The following is a 20,461-nucleotide window of genomic DNA, read 5'->3' on the forward strand; positions in this document are numbered from 1 at the left end:
CTGGAACGACGCTTTTTTTGTGTTGCACAGGGAATGCTAAATGGGTGATCGAACAATTGGCCGCGCAGATGCATTGGATTGGGTTAATGGCTCAGACGCCCCTGAAAAGAGCACGTTGAACCTAGGCTTTATGGCGCTGACTGATTCGGCGTCATTGATCGTGGCAGCCACTCAAGGCTTTGCCCAGCCTTATGGCTTGACCCTCAATCTACAGCGCCAGTCCTCTTGGGCTACTGTGCGCGATAAGCTACTTAGCCGTGAACTCGATGCCGCACAATCACTGTATGGCCAGATTTACGGCACACACCTTGGTATTGGTGGTCCGGCAACCCAGATGGCGATTCTGATGGGCCTTAATCACAACGGCCAAGCGATCAATCTATCAGAACAACTTAAGCGCAATGGCGTGATCAATGGCGAGGCGCTAAATGCCTACGTGCATCAAAGCAGTGCAAAACTCACCTTCGCGCAAACCTTCCCCACCGGCACTCACGCCATGTGGTTGTCTTACTGGCTGGCCAGCCAAGGCATTCACCCGCTCACCGACGTCAATACTGTAGTTGTGCCGCCCGCACAAATGGTTGCGCACCTTAACGCAGAGCGGATCGATGGTTTCTGTGCTGGCGGCCCTTGGGGGGCAATGGCGGTTGAACAAGGCCAGGGGTTCACCGTAGCGACGAGCCAAATGATTTGGCCAGATCACCCAGAAAAGGTACTGGGTGTAACCCGCGAGTTCGTCGAGCTTTACCCTAATACTGCACGCGCCTTAACCATGGCAGTGTTGGAAGCCAGTCGCTTTATTGATGAGAACCCGGAAAACAAGCGCAGCACCGCCAAGCTGATTAGCAGCGCTGATTATGTTGACGCCCCCTTGTCCACCATAGAACCGCGCTTCCTTGGCCACTACCAGGACGGCCTTGGCAATGCCTGGGCCGATCCACATCCACTGCGCTTCCATGCTGATGGTGCAGTCAACATGCCGTACTTGTCTGACGGCATGTGGTTTATGACTCAATTCCGCCGCTGGGGCTTGCTTCGTGATGACCCGGATTATCTGAGCATCGCGCAAGATATCCAGCAACTCGACATTTATTGCCAAGCTGCAAATGCACTGAATATCCCCGTACCTGCAGCCATGCGCAGCAGCATCTTGCTTGACGGCAAATGCTGGGACGGGAGCAACCCGGCAGACTATGCACGAAGCTTTGCACTTCACGCGTTGAGCGATAGCCCTGTGATCGCCCAATAACAGGCAGGAGGCCAAAACATGTTGCGCATACTGCTAATCAACGACACCGCGAAAAAAGTCGGCCGACTCAAGGCTGCGCTGAGCGAGGCCGGATTTGAGGTTATCGATGAGTCCGGCTTAACCATTGATCTGCCCGCCCGCGTTGAGGCGGTACGCCCAGATGTGATTCTGATCGACAGTGAGTCGCCCAGCCGTGACGTCATGGAGCAAGTGGTGCTGGTGACTCGTGACCAGCCACGCCCCATTGTCATGTTCACCGACGAGCACAATCCGAGCGTCATGCGTCAGGCTATTCAATCAGGCGTCAGTGCTTACATCGTCGAAGGGATTCACGCCCAGCGCCTGCAACCGATTTTAGATGTAGCGATGGCCCGCTTTGAGAGTGATCAAGCAATGCGCGCGCAATTGCATGCACGCGACGCACAGTTGGCTGAACGTAAGCGGATAGAACTGGCTAAAGGTTTGCTAATGAAAATGAAAAGTTGCGATGAAGAAGCCGCCTACACCCTAATGCGGCGCCAAGCCATGAGCCGTCAACAAAAATTGGCGCAAGTTGCCGAGCAGATCATTGTTATGCACGACCTGCTGGGTAATTAAGCAACCGCTGCCGCGATGAGCTTCCACTCAAAGCCGCTAACTGTATGGCTTGAAACATCACTGTTCTGCTCGCAGCCTCGGCTGGCGGTCAACTGTACAGCTGTCTCAACGCCCGGTTGTATCTGCGTTAGTTAAACCTAGCTGGCTAAGATAAAGCCTCATACACAGTCGCCGCCAGTGAGCCCAATATGTCTGCCCGCTTTGTAGAACGCCAACTGCTTGCCGAAGCCGACCAGCGCGCACTGAACTATTTCGATAGCCTGGCCGCTCGCCCAGTGTTCCCGACTCACGAAGCCATCGCTGCGCTTAGCATCCTCGATCAACCATTTGCCGAGCATGGCGAATCCGCCAGCGACGTCCTGCGCCGTCTGGATGAGATAGCCTCGCCCGCCACCGTCAGTTCCAATGGCTCGCGCTATTTCGGCTTTGTCATCGGCGCCACCCTCCCCGCCGCCGCAGCGGCCGAACGCATGGTGCTGGCTTGGGATCAATGCGCCTCGTCATTCGACAACTCTCCGGCCGCCGATGCAATCGAGCGTATCGCCGGACGCTGGGTACTCGAAGCACTGGAACTGCCAAAAAATAGCGCGGTCGGCTTTGGCACCAGCGCCACTGCTTGCACACTGGCGTGCCTATCCGCTGCGCGCCGCTCGCTACTGGAACGCAAGGGTTGGGATTTTGACGGTGATGGCTTGATCGGCTCCCCGGAGATACGTGTCGTGGTATCCGCCAGCGTACACATCACGGTGAAGAAGGCCTTGCGTGTGCTGGGCTTCGGCATGAATCGACTGCTCATCGCACCTGTCGACGAACATGGTCGAATAGACCCACTACAACTGCCGCCACTAGATGACATGTGCATCCTCTGCCTGCAAGCGGGCGAAGTGAATACCGGCGAGTTCGACCCTTTCCGCGCGCTTATTCCTAAAGCCAAAGTAGCCGGCGCCTGGGTTCATATAGACGGAGCATTTGGTCTTTGGGCCCGTGCCTCATCCTCGGCACAACTTGCAGAAGGCGTCGAGCTTGCAGACAGCTGGACCACCGACGGACATAAATGGCTGAACACGCCATACGACGGAGCCATGGCTATCTGCCGCGATGCCAATGCGCTTGCTGCGGCCATGAACAGTGATGCAGCCTATGCCCACGCTTCAAAAGACGCGCAGAAGAACCTGACGCTAGAATTCTCGCGTCGTGCCCGGGGCATCCCTATCTGGGCAGCCCTCGCATCACTGGGTCGCGCAGGCTTATGTCAGATGATTGACCAGCACATTCGTCAAGCCAGCGATGTGGCGGAGCGGCTGCGCGCAGCCGGCTATCAGGTACTCAACCGCGTGGTACTCAATCAGGTTCTGGTGCGGGCAGATAACGATCAACAAACCCTAGCCATCCGCCTTGCTGCGCAAGCATCCGGTCAAGTCTGGTTTGGACCGACAATCTGGCAAGGGCGCCCTGCCTTTCGCCTAAGTATCTCATCCTGGCGCACCACCGATGCAGATATAGATCGGCTCACTGATCTGTTGATTGCACTCAAACAGGAAATAACCAACTGAGTCTGTAATTGCAGCGCAGCCACTCGACAACGCGGGCTTGCTCGGTTTATCTTCGCAACGGGCCACCGCAGTGGCCAGCGTCGCTCGGACGGTTCCGGGCGCTTACGTACTTCGAGGTTTACATGGCTGAGCAAGCTAAGCGCCGCTTTGCGCGCATCGATCGTCTCCCCCCTTACGTTTTCAACATCACCGCTGAACTGAAAATGGCTGCACGTCGCCGTGGCGAAGACATCATTGACTTCAGCATGGGCAATCCAGACGGCCCCACCCCGCCGCATATCGTTGAAAAACTCTGTACCGTTGCGCAACGCGAAGACACTCACGGCTATTCGACCTCACGTGGAATTCCACGCCTGCGACGAGCGATTTCACGTTGGTATGCCGACCGCTACCAAGTGGATATCGATCCTGAAGATGAAGCCATCGTCACCATTGGCTCCAAGGAAGGTTTAGCCCACCTGATGCTGGCGACGCTGGATCACGGTGATACGGTATTGGTGCCAAACCCCAGCTACCCGATCCATATTTATGGCGCCGTACTTGCCGGTGCACAGGTGCGCTCAGTACCGCTGGTGCCTGGTGTCGACTTTTTCGCAGAATTGGAGCGCGCCATACGCGAATCCATTCCCAAGCCAAAGATGATGATTTTGGGCTTTCCATCCAATCCGACCGCGCAGTGTGTTGAGTTGGACTTCTTCGAGCGCGTAGTGACGCTGGCCAAACAATACGACGTGTTGGTGGTGCACGACCTCGCCTACGCCGACATCGTCTATGACGGCTGGAAGGCACCATCTATCATGCAAGTTCCGGGCGCCAAGGATGTTGCGGTGGAGTTCTTCACCCTGTCCAAGAGTTACAACATGGCCGGTTGGCGAATTGGCTTCATGGTTGGCAATAAAGAACTGGTAAACGCTCTGGCGCGAATCAAGAGCTATCACGATTACGGCACCTTCACCCCGCTGCAGGTCGCTGCAATCGCCGCCCTCGAAGGGGATCAGCAGTGTGTGCGCGATATTGCAGAGCAGTACCGTCAACGCCGCAACCTAATGGTCAAAGGCCTGCACGAACTAGGTTGGATGGTTGAGAACCCCAAAGCCTCAATGTACGTCTGGGCCAAGATTCCAGAGCCCTACGCCCAGCTTGGTTCTTTGGAGTTTGCCAAAAAGCTGTTGGCGGAAGCCAAAGTCTGCGTTTCACCCGGCATCGGCTTTGGCGATTATGGTGATGACCATGTGCGCTTTGCCCTGATTGAGAACCAAGACCGTATTCGTCAGGCCCTGCGCGGCATCAAGCATATGTTCAGAAGCAATGGTCTGCTGCCTGGCACTGCAGCGATTGCTAAACCCGTTAAGTAGGATCCCCTGCTCGGTAACTTATGTTACCGAGCAGTTTCAGCACGCCTCGGGTCAATCTGGATCAGCTCGAATAGTCGAGAACGGTCCAGACACTGCTCAAACCCTCGCCAATCACGCAGCCCGACTGCGTTAGTTGTTTGTTGTAACTGAGCGCCATGAGGCTGGTTACACCATCGGCAACATCATCATGTTGCGCCATCCACTGCACACGTCCGCAATTGGGTGTATCAATCACGTAACTATTGGCAACGGCAACGCCCTGCTTCGGCATGCCGATCACATCAACAACCATGCCGTGTTCCGCAACCCGCTTGCCATCTGAAATAACCACGGCCCATGCATCGTTATTGTCGATAACCAAATAGGTGCCATTCGCTTTTGGCTGCTCAAGGGAGGGTTGCGCACAGCCGCTGAGCATGACCAATACCAAAACTGTCATCATCATCTGTTGCATTGCTAGTTGCCCCTTTGCGTATCCACTGGACTGGGGCGTTGTCGCCGTCAGGCCATCGCGGATGAATGAAATTTGTAGCGCGATGGAAAGACTATCGCCGAATACTGTTTATTTGTACAGTGCTTTTATATTAACCTTACTCACGCAACCTGACGAAGTTGCGTCAGATACCGCACAGGCTTGATTAGGAGCGCAACGATGCTGGACGTAATGCAATTAAAACAAACAGTTAACCGAATGCCTCTGGAAAAGGTGCGCGCCACGGTTGATGAACTCCACCTCGAGGGGATCGTCACCGAAGGCAAAACACCTTTCAATAGAATCCACTTCAACACCTGCTTCGCAGAAATCGAGGCGCTTTTCCAGCGCGCGGGTTATCACCGCCCGCTCGATGTTGTCGGGTATCAGGGCTTGGTCTATGCGATGTTCGACCCCACTCGCTGGGAGGCCGTTGAGGTCCTGCGCTGGCTGAAAGACTTTGTCGAAGAACCGCGCAAACGTCCCGCCAGCTAAAGCGCTTGGTTGCAACTGAATAGCGCTTCCTGCAGGCGGGTAACCTAACCAGAAAGCGTCTGAGGAATACTCAAGCACCTGCGCTGTTATTGAGCACGCAGGATGTCCTGCCACATAACGGCGCACCAGCGTGGCCCAGCGCCGGGTTACATTAGCCTGCATTACAGCCAGAGCCGATACCTATACATGACATTAAAAATGTAAAATAAGTAATTGTTTTTTATGTATTTAGTTTAATCAAAAAAATCAATTAGCTGTCTAAGCCACTGCCTGGCAAGCACCTTGCAATAACCTCATGACATCCGTCTTCGGGTCGCCAACGGCGGTGATCGAGACGAAATAGACAAAGACGTCAAAGCTGCACGCATTTTCATTGCGGGTAGGTTTCGACGTCTTTTTTCGTTTCTGATAGCTGAGGAGTTTCAATGCGCCATTCCACACCATCGCGCTCATTACTCAACAAGGCCTTGGCCAGTAGCTACTGCGCAGCATTATTGCTGTTCGGAGCAATGACCAGTCCTTTAGCCAGTGCCACCGAACCCGAGAAAGCAGAGCTAAAACTGGGTTTTATCAAGCTCACCGATATGGCGCCGTTGGCCATCGCGTATGAGAAAGGCTACTTCGAGGACGAAGGCCTTTACGTCACCCTTGAAGCGCAAGCCAACTGGAAGGTCTTGCTCGACCGGGTAATCACTGGCGAGCTAGACGGTGCACACATGCTCGCCGGTCAGCCGCTTGGCGCAACAATCGGCTTTGGCACCAAGGCGCAGATTGTCACCGCGTTTTCCATGGACCTCAACGGCAACGGCATTACCGTTTCCAATGCGGTATGGGCAGAGATGAAGAAAAACATACCAATGGAGGATGGTAAACCGGTTCACCCCATCAGCGCCGCTGCGCTCAAGCCGGTGATCGAGCGATATAAGGCCGAAGGCAAACCCTTCAATATGGGCATGGTCTTTCCGGTGTCCACTCACAATTACGAACTGCGCTATTGGCTTGCTGCTGGCGGGATAAACCCCGGTTACTACGCGCCCGCCAAAGGCGATATCTCAGGCACATTGAGTGCCAATGCCCTGCTTTCGGTAACCCCGCCGCCGCAGATGCCTTCAACCATGGAGGCTGGCACCATCAGCGGCTACAGCGTGGGTGAACCCTGGAATCAGCAGGCGGTGTTCAAAGGTATCGGTGTACCGGTCATCACCGATAACGAAATCTGGAAAAACAACCCGGAGAAAGTGCTCGGAGTATCAAAGACATGGGCCGATGCCAATCCTGAAACCCACAAACACCTGGTCAAAGCACTAATCCGCGCCGCCATGTGGCTGGATGAAAACAACAATGCCAACCGCCAAGAGGCCGTGGAAATTCTGTCGCGTCCTGAATATGTCGGGGCTGATGCCAAAGTCATCGCAAATTCGATGACTGGAACCTTTGAGTACGAGAAAGGCGACAAGCGCAGCGTGCCAGATTTCAATGTGTTCTTTCGCTACCACGCCACCTACCCGTTCTATTCCGACGCAATCTGGTACCTCACGCAAATGCGCCGCTGGGGCCAGATCGCCGATGCCAAGCCCGACAGTTGGTATTTCGATATCGCCAAGCAAGTCTATCAACCCTCGGTATATCGCCAGGCTGCCGACGAGCTGATCGCCGAGGGCAAGGCTAAAGCCAGCGACTTTCCAACTCCTGATGAAAGCGGCTTTCGCGCCCCAACGAACGAATTCATTGATGGCTTGACCTATGACGGGCGCAAGCCAAACGCCTATATCGAACAGATGAAAATTGGCTTGAAGCATGACTCTGTGCTCTAGAGAACTGCGCTGTGCATATGACAACTCTTGCGCCACAACCAAGCGCAATGTGCTTTATCCATCAGTTACAGCTGATGCATATCCACCGAGGATTAGTTGATGAGTAACCCCGCCATCTCCGAGCAAATTACACAGACCATGAAGAGCGCACGAAGCGCAGCTTTTAAACGCTGGTTGCCCAATCTGCTGATGCCAATTATTGGCCTGGCTGCTTTTCTACTGTTCTGGCAGATGGTTGCCGGCAGTATCAATACCAGCCTTGGAACCTTCCCGGGCCCGGCTCAAGTTGCCAGCCAGTTCAGCAACCTGATCGACGAGCACCAGCGCGAAGTCACACGTGAAGCTGCGTTCTATCAACGCCAAGAAGTGCGCAATGAAGCTCTGCTCAGCAAAAACCCAGGCGCCGAGGTCAAGATCCGTCAATACACCGGCAAACCAACCTTCTTCAAACAAATCATTACCAGCCTCTATACGGTCATGACCGGCTTCATCATCGCGTCGCTGATCGCGATTCCATTGGGAATTGTCTGCGGCCTGAGCAAACAGCTCTACAACGCGATCAATCCACTGATCCAGATATTCAAACCCATATCACCGCTGGCCTGGTTGCCGCTGGTAACCATGGTTGTCAGCGCGGTTTACACCAGCGCAAACCCGTTATTTGCCAAGTCATTCGTGACTTCAGCTGTGACCGTTGCCTTGTGCTGTTTGTGGCCAACGGTGATCAACACCATTGTCGGCGTGGCGAATCTGGATAAAGACCTGCAAAACGTCAGTCGCGTGCTCAGCTTGTCGCCGCTCAGCCATATACGTCGAATCGTTCTACCGGCCGCCATCCCAATGATTTTTACGGGCCTGCGTTTGTCGCTGGCTACAGGCTGGATGGTGTTGATCGCCGCCGAAATGCTCGCGCAAAACCCTGGCCTGGGTAAATTCATTTGGGACGAGTTCCAAAACGGCAGCTCAAACTCACTTGGCAGAATCATGGTTGCCGTGATCGTGATTGGCCTGATCGGCTTTGCCTTGGATCGCCTGATGCTGGCCCTGCAGAAATATGTGAGCTGGGACAAAAACGCCGACCTGCGCTAAACACTGAGGATATTCTATGAAAACTGCACACCTTGAGTTGACTGGCGTAGGCATTAGCTTTCCGACTGATAAAGGCCTGTTTTGCGCACTCAAAGACGTTGATTTGAAAATCGCCAAGGGCGAGTTTGTTTCTCTGATTGGCCACTCGGGTTGCGGCAAATCAACCGTACTGAATATTGTTGCCGGGCTGTATCAGGCTACTACTGGCGGGGTAATTCTCGACAACCGTGAAGTCAACTCGCCCGGCCCGGAACGAGCCGTGGTGTTTCAGAACCACAGCCTCTTGCCTTGGCTTAGCTGTTACCAAAACATCGAACTGGCTGTACGCCAAGTGTTTAAGAACAGTAAAAGCAAAGCTGAGATGCGTGAATGGATTGAGCACAATTTAGCGCTGGTACACATGACTCACGCCCGCGACAAACGCCCCAGCGAGATATCCGGCGGTATGAAACAGCGCATCGGTATTGCGCGCGCATTGGCTATGCAGCCGAAAATCCTGTTGATGGATGAACCCTTTGGCGCGCTCGACGCCCTCACCCGCGCACACCTGCAGGACTCACTGATGGAGATCCATGCCGATCTCGGTAACACCGTTATCATGATCACCCATGATGTTGATGAAGCAGTGTTGCTGTCCGATCGTATTGTCATGATGAGCAATGGACCTTCAGCAACAGTTGGGGAGATTCTTCACGTCGAGCTGGCCAGACCCCGAGAGCGAATGGCTTTGGCCCACGATCCACGCTATCACGAGTATCGTGCTGCCGTGCTTGAGTTCCTGTATCAGAAACAGCATCGCCCAGCGGCTTAAACCAGATGGCCAATCATCGGCTAACATCAATTGAACAGCCGCGAGCGCTCTAGAACAGATGTTCTGGACTCCGTTGGTCAGATGCGTTGAACCTAGTACAGCGAAGGTCGCCGAACAGTTGCAGTTAAATTGTTCACTGAACGGCGACCCTCTAAGGATCTAATGTGTTTGATCTGTCCACTTGGAATCTATCAATACCTACACCTCCGACGCCCACCGAAATCAGCGCGTCCCGCATTCAAAGCGGTTACTCAAGCCAATACTTTCGTAATGACGGCAATGAAACCGTCGTATTTTGGGTGCCAGTTACAGGCTCCCGCACCGAAGATGCCAGCTATCCACGCAGCGAATTACGGGAAACCTATGCAGATGGCACGCTACATAACTGGTACTACAAAGATGCTGATAACTATTTAAGTGCGGTACTCGCGGTCAACGTAGTGCCGAGCAAAAACAAAGTTATTGTGGGTCAAATCCATAGCAAGGATCAGCCAGGGAGTGAAAATGACCCGCTGATTAAACTGCAATACCACTATAAAAATGGTACGGGACGGCTTGAACTGCTTTATCGCGCACAACCTGGCAGCTCGACAGTCACCAACATTCTGCTGGCCGAGAACGTTGATCTGAATGAACGTTTCAGCTACCAACTTCGCATTACTTCGACAGGCCGTCTTGGCGTCACTGTAAAAAGCAGCGGCGACAATGGTTCGTTCTATAAACAATTGAGCAGCAGTTGGAGTCGGCAGCTGCTGTACTACAAAGCCGGCGCCTATATACAGGACAACCAAGGTTATTCAATTGAAGGCGGTCGGGTCACTTTCTACTCGCTCAATACTCTGCACCGCAATTAGTTGGGTTGATTACGGGCAGCTGAGATGACGCTGCCCATCACCCAGCTGTAGCCGTACAATAGGGTTCTTTTAATCTATACAGCTGTGGCTGTTGATGAGTACTTGAATGGCCCGTCTGACTCTTACCTTTCCTGAAGATCAATTCTGTTTTAGCACTCACCTTACCGTGCGTGTAACCGACATCAACGCCGCCAACCACCTCGGTAACGACTCGATGATCTCAATGATTTCTGAAGCCCGCGCCCGCTTCTTATTTGATTTTGGTATCGAGGAAGCCAGCGAGGAAGGTGTCGGCATCATCGTCACAGACTTAGCCACCACCTACCGCGCAGAGGCCCATGCACGAGATCAGTTGCTTTTTGAAGTCGGGGTGATGGACTTCAACAAATACGGTGGAGATATTACTTTTCGCATCACGCGTCAAGCAGATCAAAGCTTAATCGCAATGGCCAAGTCAGGTTTTGTATTCTTTAACTATAAAACAAGTCAGGTGGCGCAAATGCCTGGCGCATTCAGTGATAAGTTTCCACGGGTTAACTGGATATAACGGCACATTCAATGCATAAACTTAATGCAACGTAAAAAGGCGTTGCAGAAAGTGACACTTAACACTAACCCTCTGCTTCGCTTTTATGCATTCGATGCTTTAAGCGCACCATTATAAAAGCAGGGGGAACTGTAATGCCGATCACATCGAGCCACACCCGTTTCGCTGGGCTAACCACCAATTTTCTCGCCATCGCCTTACTCGCACTGCCCATTCCAACCCACGCCGCGCTTGAACAATCCCTACAAAACACGACTTCGCAGACAGCGCCCCAACACTCAAACAGCGTCATGTGTCTACAAAAAAACGATATAAATAAAGTTTAAGCGGCGCCACACAACAACCAAAAACTGCTCAGCTACCCGGCCTGCAGTGTGGCTTCCTGACCCATATCGAAACATGAAGCAGGCTACTTTGTACGCACTCCAACTGAGCAAGGCGCTTTATAGCAGTGCACAAAATTTGCTTGTTAAGGCCCTTTCTCGGGCCAAACAAGGTAAACCACTTGCTAACAGTACTTGGCACACAGTCTGCATAGGCATTACCACAATTTAAATAAAGCGCATTCTTCAACGAAGAAGACTGCACTTCCCGACAGAACGGGACTTGGACAAAGGCGTCCTCGCTAGGTAACTAGCGGGACGCCTTTTTTGTTTTCCGTGATTTTTATCCAGGAGAAAACCGGGATGAAAAAACTCAAGTTAGTAATGATCGGCAACGGCATGGCGGGCGTTCGCACCTTGGAAGAGTTGATCAAACTCAGCCCCGAGCTTTACGACATTACGGTATTCGGTGCAGAGCCCCACCCCAACTACAACCGCATCCTGCTTTCACCCGTGCTTGCTGGCGAACAGACTTTTGATGAAATAGTGCTTAACGACTTCAGTTGGTACGCAGACAACAACATCAAGCTATTACTGGGATGCAAGGTCACCCAAATCAATCGCAAACAACGCTTGGTAACCGCCGATGACGGCAGCACTGCCAAATACGATCGACTGCTTATCGCCACCGGTTCCACTCCATTCATTTTGCCGATTCCCGGCAACAAACTTGAAGGTGTCATTGGCTACCGAGATATTGCTGATACACAAGTGATGATGGATACCGCAAAAACCCACAGACACGCCGTAGTCATTGGCGGTGGCCTACTGGGTCTTGAGGCGGCCAATGGCTTAAAACTGCGCGGTATGGATGTCACCGTTGTGCACATAGGCGAGACGCTACTTGAACGCCAACTCGACAGTACTGCTGGCAAGCTGCTGCAAAAATCACTTGAAGATCGTGGTCTGAAATTCTTGCTATCAAAGCAGACGTCGGAACTGCTTGATAATGGTCAAGGCCGGGTTTGCGCGGTGAAATTCTCCGACGACGATGTGATTACCGCAGACCTGGTAGTAATGGCTGCAGGCATCCGCCCCAACAGCCAGTTAGCAGAAGCCTCTGGAATAACCTGTAACCGAGGAATTGTGGTCAATGACACGCTGCAGAGCTTCGACCCAAGAATTTACGCAATTGGTGAGTGCGCCAACCATCGCGGCACGGCTTATGGCTTGGTTGCACCGTTGTTCGAACAGGCAAAAGTCTGCGCCAATCACCTCGCCCAACTTGGATACTCACGTTATCAAGGCTCAGTGACTTCAACCAAATTGAAAGTCACCGGTATAGACCTGTTTTCAGCCGGCGAATTTATCGGTGCTGACGGCACGGAGAGCATCACTTTATCGGACCCCATTGGCGGTGTTTACAAAAAGTTGGTGATTCGCAATGACGTGCTGGTGGGCGCCTGCCTTTATGGCGACACCGCAGACGGCGGCTGGTATTTCCAGCAAATACACGAGCAGCGAAACGTCAGCCAGACTCGTGACCACTTGATGTTTGGTGAAAATGCGATTGCCGGTGTCGGTCATCAAACCGCAAACATGCCTGACAGCGCGGTGGTCGGCGACAAGCAGGTGGCCAGCCCGCTACCTAACTGGCAGATCGAGCTGGACTCTGGAAACACAATTCCATCCGATCAGGGTTATACGCATAGTCCCTCAGCGATGATTGAAGCAGATCGTGTATTGCAGGCTTTGAACCATGCAACGCCTAATGAGACGCTTGTTCAATGATCTGCCGGAAGCGGGAGCACAGCTATGAGCTGCACAGATAAAACCCGTATCACGGCTTCAACCTGCTGCTATTGCGGGGTCGGTTGTGGGGTCTTGATCGAACACAACGATGAGCAGATCATCGCAGTCTCGGGAGACCCAACTCACCCGGCCAACTATGGCAAGTTATGCAGCAAAGGGGCAGCGCTGCACCTGACTGGCGACCTTGACGCACGAGGCCTGTACCCAGAACTGCGGTTTGATAAGTCTCAACCACGTAGCCGTACAAACTGGGACAACGCGTTGGATCATGCTGCCAAGATTTTTGCCGAAACCATACGCGAGCATGGGCCGCAAAGCGTTGCATTCTATATTTCGGGCCAGTTGCTCACAGAAGACTATTACGCTTTCAATAAGCTCGCACGCGCTCTGATCGGCACCAACAATATCGACAGTAACTCACGACTGTGCATGTCATCCGCCGTGGTCGGTTATAAGCGCAGCCTCGGAGCGGACGCACCACCTTGCAGCTACGAAGATATAGAGCTTAGCGACTGCATATTAATTGCTGGCAGCAACATGGCCTATGCACACCCGGTTCTGTTTCGCCGTCTTGAAGAAGCCAAAGCAAAGCGCCCGGCAATGAAGGTAATAGTAGTCGATCCGCGGAGAACGGATACCTGTGACGCTGCAGATCTACATTTGGCAATCGTGCCCGGCACTGACGTCGCGTTGTTTCACGGTATCTTGCACATTCTTGTGCGGGAAGACTGGATAAACCACGACTTTATTGCGCAACACACGGATGGTTTTGATGCGCTTAATGCGCTAGCACACGACTTCAATCCAACCGCAGTTGCGGATATTTGCGGAATATCAGAAGAGCAGTTACATGCCTGCGCACAGTTGATTAGCCAAGCCCCGGCCTTTCTCTCGTTGTGGTGCATGGGGCTCAATCAATCAACGGCTGGAACCGCGAAAAATAGCGCATTGATTAACCTTCACTTAGCCACCGGACAGATTGGTAAAGTTGGTTCCGGCCCCTTCTCCCTGACCGGCCAGCCCAATGCAATGGGCGGACGCGAAACCGGTAGCCTGGCCAACTTACTACCGGGTCACCGTGAAGCAGATAATCCGCAACATAGAAGCCAAGTAGCGCAGTACTGGGGGGTGGATCGATTACCAGAAACGCCCGGTTTAAGTGCCATTGAGCTGTTTGACCAGGTGCATAGCGGTAAAATCAAAGCGCTGTGGGTCGCCTGCAGCAATCCTGCGCAATCACTGCCCAATCAAACTCGGGTTCATCAAGCGCTGGTCACATGCCCGTTTGTAGTGGTGCAAGAGGCCTTCTTCACCACTGAAACCTGCACTTATGCCGACCTGCTTTTACCTGCAAGTAGTTGGGGTGAGAAAGACGGTTGCGTGACCAACTCTGAGCGCAGAATCAGCCATGTACGCAGCGCAATAGCCGCCCCCGCTGAAGCGAAAGCTGACTGGCAAATAACCTGTGACTTCGCGCGCAAACTTGAAGCACTGATTCGTCCCAACGTGCCAAGCTTGTTCAACTTTACCCAGCCTGAGCAACTGTTCGACGAATACAAAATGCTCACTCAAGACCGTGATCTTGACCTCAGCGGTTTGAGCTACGCCATTCTCGATAAGTACGGGCCTCAGCAGTGGCCATATCCACAAGGCGCTCAACGCGGTACAGCTCGATTATACGAGGATGGCGTTTTTGCCACCGCTAATGGTCGGGCAAGGTTTCATGCAGAGGCTTATTGCGCGCCGCTAGAAAAGCGTGATGCTCGCTATTCACTGGTCCTCAATACCGGTCGCTTACGTGATCACTGGCATGGCATGAGCCGAACAGGCACAGCCGCGCGCCTGTTTGGTCATGTCGAAGAAGCAGTACTGAGTATCAACTCAGACGAAATGTATCGTAGAAAACTCAGCAATGGCGAACTGATAAAGCTGCGTAGTCGCCGTGGCTCATTGATCGTACCGGTGCAAGCCGATGACGACCTTGGTCCTGGGCAAGCTTATCTGCCGATGCACTGGGGCAATCGCTTTCTTAAAGGTTTAGGCACCAATGTATTGACCCAGCCTGAGTACGATCCGTTGTCGAAACAACCTGAGCTTAAACATGCGACGGTTGAGATCGATAAAATCGAGTTGCCATGGAGGTTCTACGCCTTGGTCGAGGGCGACATCCAGCAGCGATTCAAGCAACTGCGACCTTTGTTTGAGGAGTTCGCATACGCCAGCTTCTCACTCATCGGCACCGACCACCCTGCCCTGCAAATTCGTGCAGCCGACGCTCTTGCACCCGGTAACGAACTACTCAGCACAATAGATCGGCTGCTCAGCATTGATTCAGGGCAGGTAATGGCATATGACGATCCTAAGCGGGCCATAAGCAAACGTATACGCCTGGATGCCGGGCGAATAGTTGCTTTGCGCCTAGCCGGTGAAACCACGGCCCAAGACTGGCTGAAAAGCATGTGGCGTGAAGCCAAGGCCGAGGTTCAGCTTAGGCGTTGGTTGCTTGCGCCGCTATCCGCTGCACCTCGTTCAACCAATACCGCAGGTGACAAAACCTTGTGCAACTGCATGAACGTTAGTCAACAAGCCATCTGCACTGCAATTGAGCAAGGGCTGGACCTATGCCAGCTAAAACAAAAGTTAGGATGCGGCACTAGTTGCGGTTCCTGCGTACCTGAAATCAAGCGACTGCTGCAAACAAAAACCGTCGCAGCTGTGAGCTAAATGATGAAAACCTGTGTTGAGGTTCATATGAGCAATAAAGTTTGGCTAGTTGGCGCAGGCCCCGGAGACCCAGAGTTGCTGACACTTAAAGCCGTTCGAGCTTTGGGTGAAGCTGATGTGGTGATGATTGACGACCTGGTAAACCCAATAATCCTTGAGCACTGCCCGCAAGCTCGAGTGATTGCGGTTGGCAAACGTGGCGGTTGCCGCTCCACTCCGCAAGACTTCATCCAACGGCTAATGCTGCGCTATGCGCGGCAAGGAAAATGCGTAGTTCGCCTTAAAGGCGGCGACCCTTGCATCTTTGGCCGTGGCACTGAGGAATATAACTGGCTGCGCGCCCATGGTGTAACGGCCGAAATAGTCAACGGCATTACTGCAGGTTTGGCTGGCGCGACTAACTGCACAATCCCTTTAACGCTGCGAGGCGTCGCCCGCGGGGTTAGCCTAGTCACCGCTCACACTCAAGATGGCAGCAGCTTGAACTGGCAAGGGTTGGCCGATTCGGGCATGACATTGGTGGTGTATATGGGTGTGGCCAAGCTCGCGGATATTCGCCAGCAACTAATTGATGCGGGCATGCGCGCCGAGATGCCAGTCGCGATGATTGAAAACGCATCCCTGCCTGAGCAGCGGGAACAACGCAGCACACTAACAAACCTGCTGGATGATGCGCGAGAATTTAAACTTAAAAGCCCGGCAATACTGATAATTGGCGAGGTGGTATGCGACAGCGCGGTGCAACTCGATCGGTTGACTGCTTAGTTGCGCGCAATAATGAGCGATTAGCCACTACACAATTTGCAGGCAAAGAAAAACCCGGCCTAGGCCGGGTTTTCATTTCAGCTTTAAGCCAATTACTGGGCTTCAGCTTCTACAGCAGCTTCAACGCGACGGTTGATAGCACGGCCTTCAGCAGATGCGTTATCCGCAACTGGCTGCGACTCGCCGTAACCAACAGAGTTTACACGCTCGCCGCCAACACCGTACTGGTTAACCAGTACGTCACGAACTGCGTCAGCACGCTTCTCAGACAGAGTCTGGTTGTAAGCGTCAGTACCAACGGAGTCAGTGTGACCTTCTACAGTAGTAGAAGTTTGTGGGTATTGGTTCATGAAGTCAGCCAGGTTTTTGATATCGCCGTAGCTTTCTTCTTTAACCTGAGTCTTGTCGAAATCGAACTTGACGTCCAATTCAACGCGAACGATTTCAGCTGGCTCTTCAACAACTGGAGCCGGCTCTGGCTCAACTACAGCTGCAGCAACAACTGGCTTCGAACCACCGAAGTTCAGACCCACACCAACACCAGCTTGCCACTCAGTGTCGCCTTGGTCGATGTTGTACAGAGCGTCTACGCCAGCACGGGCATAGAGCATTTCAGTGAAGTAGTACTTAGCACCAGCGCCAGCAGTGGCGAAAGTGGAGTGGTCACGACCACCAGAATCTACGTTGCTGATGCTCTGGTGGGCAAAGCCGCCAGAAACATATGGACGCAGGCCTGGGCCAGGCTCACCAAAGTGGTACAAAGCTTTAAGGTCAGTCATGTTGCCCTTAATGTCTTTGTTACCGGAGGCTTTGTCACCGTTCAGGCTATGGTATTCGCCATAAGCAAGAGCCAGTTCGACATCCTTGGTCAGGAAGTAACCAATGGAGCCGCCATACTGACTGCCTTCATCGTGTGCAAAATTACGAGTCGAGTCAGTGAAGTATTCGTTAACAAAGCCTTCCACCTCGACTGCGCCTTGACCTTGAGCCATCACGCCCATGGAAGAAGCAGCGACAAAGGAGCCAATGACTGCGCCTAAGGTGTTTTTCAGTTTCATCCGTAAATCCCCATCTTGGTGATTGATTGTGCTACGCACAGGTAGACGCGTAGAACTACGGCAAGTTTATCAGAACTTGCCTTTATGCCAAAGAACATTTGCATCCGAACTAACTTTCGGCGACGCCCGCAAATTTCTCACGCAATTTATCTAGAGCCCTTTTGTAACGCATTTTCGTTGCACTAAGGCCCATATGCATAATATCCGCTATCTCTTGAAACTCTAGCTCTGCGACAAAGCGTAGCACTAAAATTTCACGGTCAATCGGATTTACATGTACCAACCATCGGTCCAACCCGCCTCGCTCTTCTACTTTCGGCGTCTTTTCTTCTGACGCCTCTTCCAAAGGATCGAGACTTAATGCATCCATCAAGCGACGCTTACGTCGTTCTTTGCGGTACTGGGTAATACATTCATTATAAGTAATGCTGTAGAGCCAAGTCTTAAACTTAGACTTGCCCTCAAAGTTCTTTAAACCGTAAAGAACTTTGAGCATCACTTCTTGACAGACATCATCCGCATCACGTTCGTTCCCTAAATAACGCGCACAAACGTTAAATAATGTGCGCTGGTAACGACGCATGAGCTCTTCATAAGCCCGCGTGATGTGGAACAACTCACTATGCGCGCGCACCACAAGCTCCTCATCAGAGAGCTCCAGGGGGTTATAACGCATAGGTAACGATTGGGCTTTATTCAAATCGAGTCGGGCCGACAGTCAGGTCAAAAGCCACCATCAGCTGCGAACAGCCTGCTGGAGGGCGACGTAGATTAGCAGAGTTTAGGTTTCGCGGCTGCTCACCCGCTGCTCAAGCAGGATACGATTCGCCACTGAGACAAGGTTCCCGGCATCGGTTAGGACGATAGTCTTCACCGTGCCAATTTCCTCAATCTGACCTTCGACATCACCAACCTGGACATGTTGCCCAACCTGATATAACTCACGCACATAAATACCAGCAAGGATCTGCCCGGCAATCTCACGACTGCCCAAACCGAGCGCCAAGGCGACGGCCAGACCAATGGTGATCAGAACGATTGCAATGACGTAATTGAGCAGCTCGGTTTTCACCTCAAGCTGGCCAATCGCCACAGAAATACTAATGATAATGACCAAGCCTTGGGCAATACGCGCAACGCCATGAGCGTACTCAAGCCCAACGCTGTCGGCCGCACCACGGACGATACCGCTAACCAGGTGCGCCAGCAGTACACCTACAACCAGCACCAACGCAGCGCCAAATACTTTTGGCAGATACAGCGCCAGTACATCAAGGGTTGCGGAAACCCGCTCTAAACCTAAGGATTCCGCTGCTGAAACCATAAAGATAAGCAGAATAAACCAGTAGACAATACGCCCGATAAGGGTCGAAACCGGCACCTGAAAGCCTGCACGGCTCAGCAGTTTGGTCAAGCCAGTGCCCGCCATCAGGCGATCAAGGCCAACCTTGCCAAGCAATTTAGAGATCAACGTATCAAGCAGCTTGGCCAACACAAAGCCAAGCAGCACCAGAATTAACGCGACAAACAGATTTGGAATAAAACCAGCGACTTTAGTCCACAGCGCGGTCATCGCCGCTACCAGGCTTTGAGTCCAAGGATCGAGTTCCATTTAGTCAGCCTTATCAGTAGTTCGAGCAGTTGTTTTGTGGCGCGAAACTGGGGATACGTGTGCCGAGCCCTTGTTCAGGGCAATCATCAACGCCTCAACCCAATGCCCCATGAGTGCGAACATATCCCCCGCACCCACTTGGCGATTAGCCGTTTTCAGTACGCGACTGAGCGCTGCATCATCATCGTGATCAGATGACGGCTGCGAATTCAGCAAGTCGCGTAGTGATTGTTCAAATGGATCGTGCATTCACGCACCTCTGTAGATGTGCTGATTTGGACGCAGGCACAACAAAGCAGGTCACATCACACCCAGCGCAGTCGACGAAACAGCAACCATTGAACCACCGCCAGCACCAGCATGATCGAGCAAGCGACGACGAAACCGTAAGGGTTCTCGGAGCCAGGAATGCCGCCAACATTAATCCCCAACAAGCCTGTGAGGAAGCTCATCGGCAAGAACACCCCAGTGATAATGCCGAAGCGGTACATGATGCGGTTCATTTTAACATCAAGGCGGCGATCTTCAGCCTCTAACACCAAGCCAACCCGCTCGCGGGTTAAATCCAACTCTTCGATGTAACGCGTCAGACGGTTGTTGAGTTCGTTCCAGTAGTCGGCGTCATCACTGACGAACCATGGCTGCTGATTGCGAGTGAGCTGCGCATAAACCTCGCGCTGGGGCGCCAGGAAACGGCGTAATCCAGCAGCACGGCGGCGCATTTGCAGCAAGGTGTCGTGATCAGGCTCAAAACTTGGATCGTTATCAATCTGCTCTTCTTGCGCATCGATGCCTTCGGCAAAATCGCTCACAAGCGACTCGATCTTGTCGGTCATATGATCAGCAAGCGCCAAAATAAGCTCTGATGAAGTCTTAGGCCCTGAACCTGAGCGAAGATCGGCAAGCAATTCCTCAACTGCCCGCAAAGGGCGCAGGCGCAGGCTGATGGCACGCTTAGCAGAAGCATAAATACGCAACGAAACCATATCTTCCGGTTCTGCACCCGGATTCAAGTTGACCCCACGCAGAAACAGTAGAATTTTGCTTTCGGGCAGTTGCAAGAAACGTGGCCGGGTATTTTCTTCCAGGAGCAAGTCACATACGAACTCATTGAGTCCGCTTTCTTTGCGCAACCAGTTCTGCGTTTCCGGGTGACTCCGATCCCAGTGCAACCACAGACTTTCAGACTCGGCCAAAACCAAGTCGGCCAGTTCGACATGAGCCACTGGCCGCCCACCACCTGCGCCGTCCAGCACATAGGCATGGACTAAGCCCCACTGCTGATTGTCTTGCTCAAGCATGCACCACTCCCTTAGAAAACCGATATAGCG

18 protein-coding genes and 1 pseudogene are annotated in these 20,461 nt (G+C 52.8%); 13 read left to right on the plus strand and 6 right to left on the minus strand.

Features of this window, described 5'->3' with window-relative positions; genetic code table 11:
- Positions 1-40 precede the first annotated feature (40 nt).
- The 4 genes from ACN0UH_RS11680 (at position 41) to alaC (ending at position 4,754) form a co-directional block, all read left to right on the plus strand.
- A complete protein-coding gene (locus ACN0UH_RS11680) occupies positions 41-1,249 on the plus strand; it encodes a CmpA/NrtA family ABC transporter substrate-binding protein (protein WP_417662195.1) in 1,209 nt (402 codons plus the stop codon).
- A gap of 18 nt (positions 1,250-1,267) precedes the next feature.
- Positions 1,268-1,846: an ANTAR domain-containing response regulator gene (locus ACN0UH_RS11685; protein ID WP_417662196.1), complete on the plus strand. Its 579-nt coding sequence runs from the start codon at positions 1,268-1,270 to the stop codon at positions 1,844-1,846.
- Positions 1,847-2,034: 188 nt separating this feature from the next.
- Positions 2,035-3,399, plus strand: a complete 1,365-nt coding sequence (locus ACN0UH_RS11690; RefSeq protein WP_417662197.1) for a pyridoxal phosphate-dependent decarboxylase family protein — start codon at positions 2,035-2,037, stop codon at positions 3,397-3,399.
- Positions 3,400-3,521: 122 nt separating this feature from the next.
- Positions 3,522-4,754, plus strand: a complete 1,233-nt coding sequence (gene alaC, locus ACN0UH_RS11695; RefSeq protein ID WP_417662198.1) for an alanine transaminase — start codon at positions 3,522-3,524, stop codon at positions 4,752-4,754.
- Between the two features lie 61 nt (positions 4,755-4,815).
- Here alaC and ACN0UH_RS11700 read toward each other — a convergent pair whose 3' ends face one another.
- Entirely contained in the window at positions 4,816-5,208 is a 393-nt protein-coding gene (locus tag ACN0UH_RS11700) for a hypothetical protein (protein WP_417662199.1), read from the minus strand.
- A 198-nt stretch (positions 5,209-5,406) separates the two neighbouring features.
- On the opposite strand from ACN0UH_RS11700, the gene ACN0UH_RS11705 reads away from it, so the two are divergent.
- From ACN0UH_RS11705 to cobA, 9 genes and pseudogenes are all read left to right on the plus strand, one after another.
- Complete coding sequence (locus ACN0UH_RS11705) at positions 5,407-5,721, plus strand: transcriptional regulator (protein WP_417662200.1); 315 nt, start codon at positions 5,407-5,409, stop codon at positions 5,719-5,721.
- Between the two features lie 425 nt (positions 5,722-6,146).
- Positions 6,147-7,535 carry a CmpA/NrtA family ABC transporter substrate-binding protein gene (locus tag ACN0UH_RS11710; protein ID WP_417662201.1) on the plus strand — a complete coding sequence of 463 codons (1,389 nt, stop codon included), beginning with the start codon at positions 6,147-6,149 and terminating at the stop codon, positions 7,533-7,535.
- Positions 7,536-7,634: 99 nt separating this feature from the next.
- Positions 7,635-8,624 carry an ABC transporter permease gene (locus ACN0UH_RS11715; protein WP_417662202.1) on the plus strand — a complete coding sequence of 330 codons (990 nt, stop codon included), beginning with the start codon at positions 7,635-7,637 and terminating at the stop codon, positions 8,622-8,624.
- Positions 8,625-8,640: 16 nt separating this feature from the next.
- The gene (locus ACN0UH_RS11720) at positions 8,641-9,435 is read left to right on the plus strand and encodes an ABC transporter ATP-binding protein (protein ID WP_417662203.1); all 795 of its coding nucleotides are present in this window, start codon (positions 8,641-8,643) and stop codon (positions 9,433-9,435) included.
- Between the two features lie 164 nt (positions 9,436-9,599).
- The gene (locus ACN0UH_RS11725) at positions 9,600-10,289 is read left to right on the plus strand and encodes a polysaccharide lyase family 7 protein (protein WP_417662204.1); all 690 of its coding nucleotides are present in this window, start codon (positions 9,600-9,602) and stop codon (positions 10,287-10,289) included.
- A gap of 106 nt (positions 10,290-10,395) precedes the next feature.
- Positions 10,396-10,836, plus strand: a complete 441-nt coding sequence (locus ACN0UH_RS11730) for a thioesterase family protein (protein ID WP_417662205.1) — start codon at positions 10,396-10,398, stop codon at positions 10,834-10,836.
- A 686-nt stretch (positions 10,837-11,522) separates the two neighbouring features.
- Positions 11,523-12,779: pseudogene (locus ACN0UH_RS11735) on the plus strand (NAD(P)/FAD-dependent oxidoreductase); the annotation flags it as partial.
- Positions 12,780-12,974: 195 nt separating this feature from the next.
- The gene (locus tag ACN0UH_RS11740) at positions 12,975-15,695 is read left to right on the plus strand and encodes a molybdopterin-dependent oxidoreductase (protein WP_417662206.1); all 2,721 of its coding nucleotides are present in this window, start codon (positions 12,975-12,977) and stop codon (positions 15,693-15,695) included.
- 27 nt (positions 15,696-15,722) lie between these two features.
- Complete coding sequence (gene cobA, locus ACN0UH_RS11745) at positions 15,723-16,460, plus strand: uroporphyrinogen-III C-methyltransferase (RefSeq protein ID WP_417662207.1); 738 nt, start codon at positions 15,723-15,725, stop codon at positions 16,458-16,460.
- A 92-nt stretch (positions 16,461-16,552) separates the two neighbouring features.
- On the opposite strand, the gene ACN0UH_RS11750 is transcribed toward cobA, so the two are convergent.
- The 5 genes from ACN0UH_RS11750 to ACN0UH_RS11770 form a co-directional block, all read right to left on the minus strand.
- On the minus strand, positions 16,553-17,518 hold the full coding sequence (locus ACN0UH_RS11750; RefSeq protein WP_417662208.1) for an OmpA family protein: 966 nt from the start codon (positions 17,516-17,518) through the stop codon (positions 16,553-16,555).
- Between the two features lie 109 nt (positions 17,519-17,627).
- On the minus strand, positions 17,628-18,218 hold the full coding sequence (sigX, locus tag ACN0UH_RS11755; RefSeq protein WP_417662209.1) for an RNA polymerase sigma factor SigX: 591 nt from the start codon (positions 18,216-18,218) through the stop codon (positions 17,628-17,630).
- 81 nt (positions 18,219-18,299) lie between these two features.
- Positions 18,300-19,130, minus strand: coding sequence for a mechanosensitive ion channel family protein (locus ACN0UH_RS11760; protein WP_417662210.1), 831 nt, complete (start codon positions 19,128-19,130; stop codon positions 18,300-18,302).
- A complete protein-coding gene (locus ACN0UH_RS11765; protein WP_417662211.1) occupies positions 19,131-19,379 on the minus strand; it encodes a CrfX protein in 249 nt (82 codons plus the stop codon). It abuts the gene before it with no gap.
- A 56-nt stretch (positions 19,380-19,435) separates the two neighbouring features.
- Entirely contained in the window at positions 19,436-20,431 is a 996-nt protein-coding gene (locus ACN0UH_RS11770) for a zinc transporter ZntB (protein ID WP_417662212.1), read from the minus strand.
- Between the last annotated feature and the right edge of the window lie 30 nt (positions 20,432-20,461).

The sequence above is a fragment of the Pseudomonas sp. genome, from assembly GCF_048265905.1.
Classification (GTDB): domain Bacteria; phylum Pseudomonadota; class Gammaproteobacteria; order Pseudomonadales; family Pseudomonadaceae; genus Aquipseudomonas.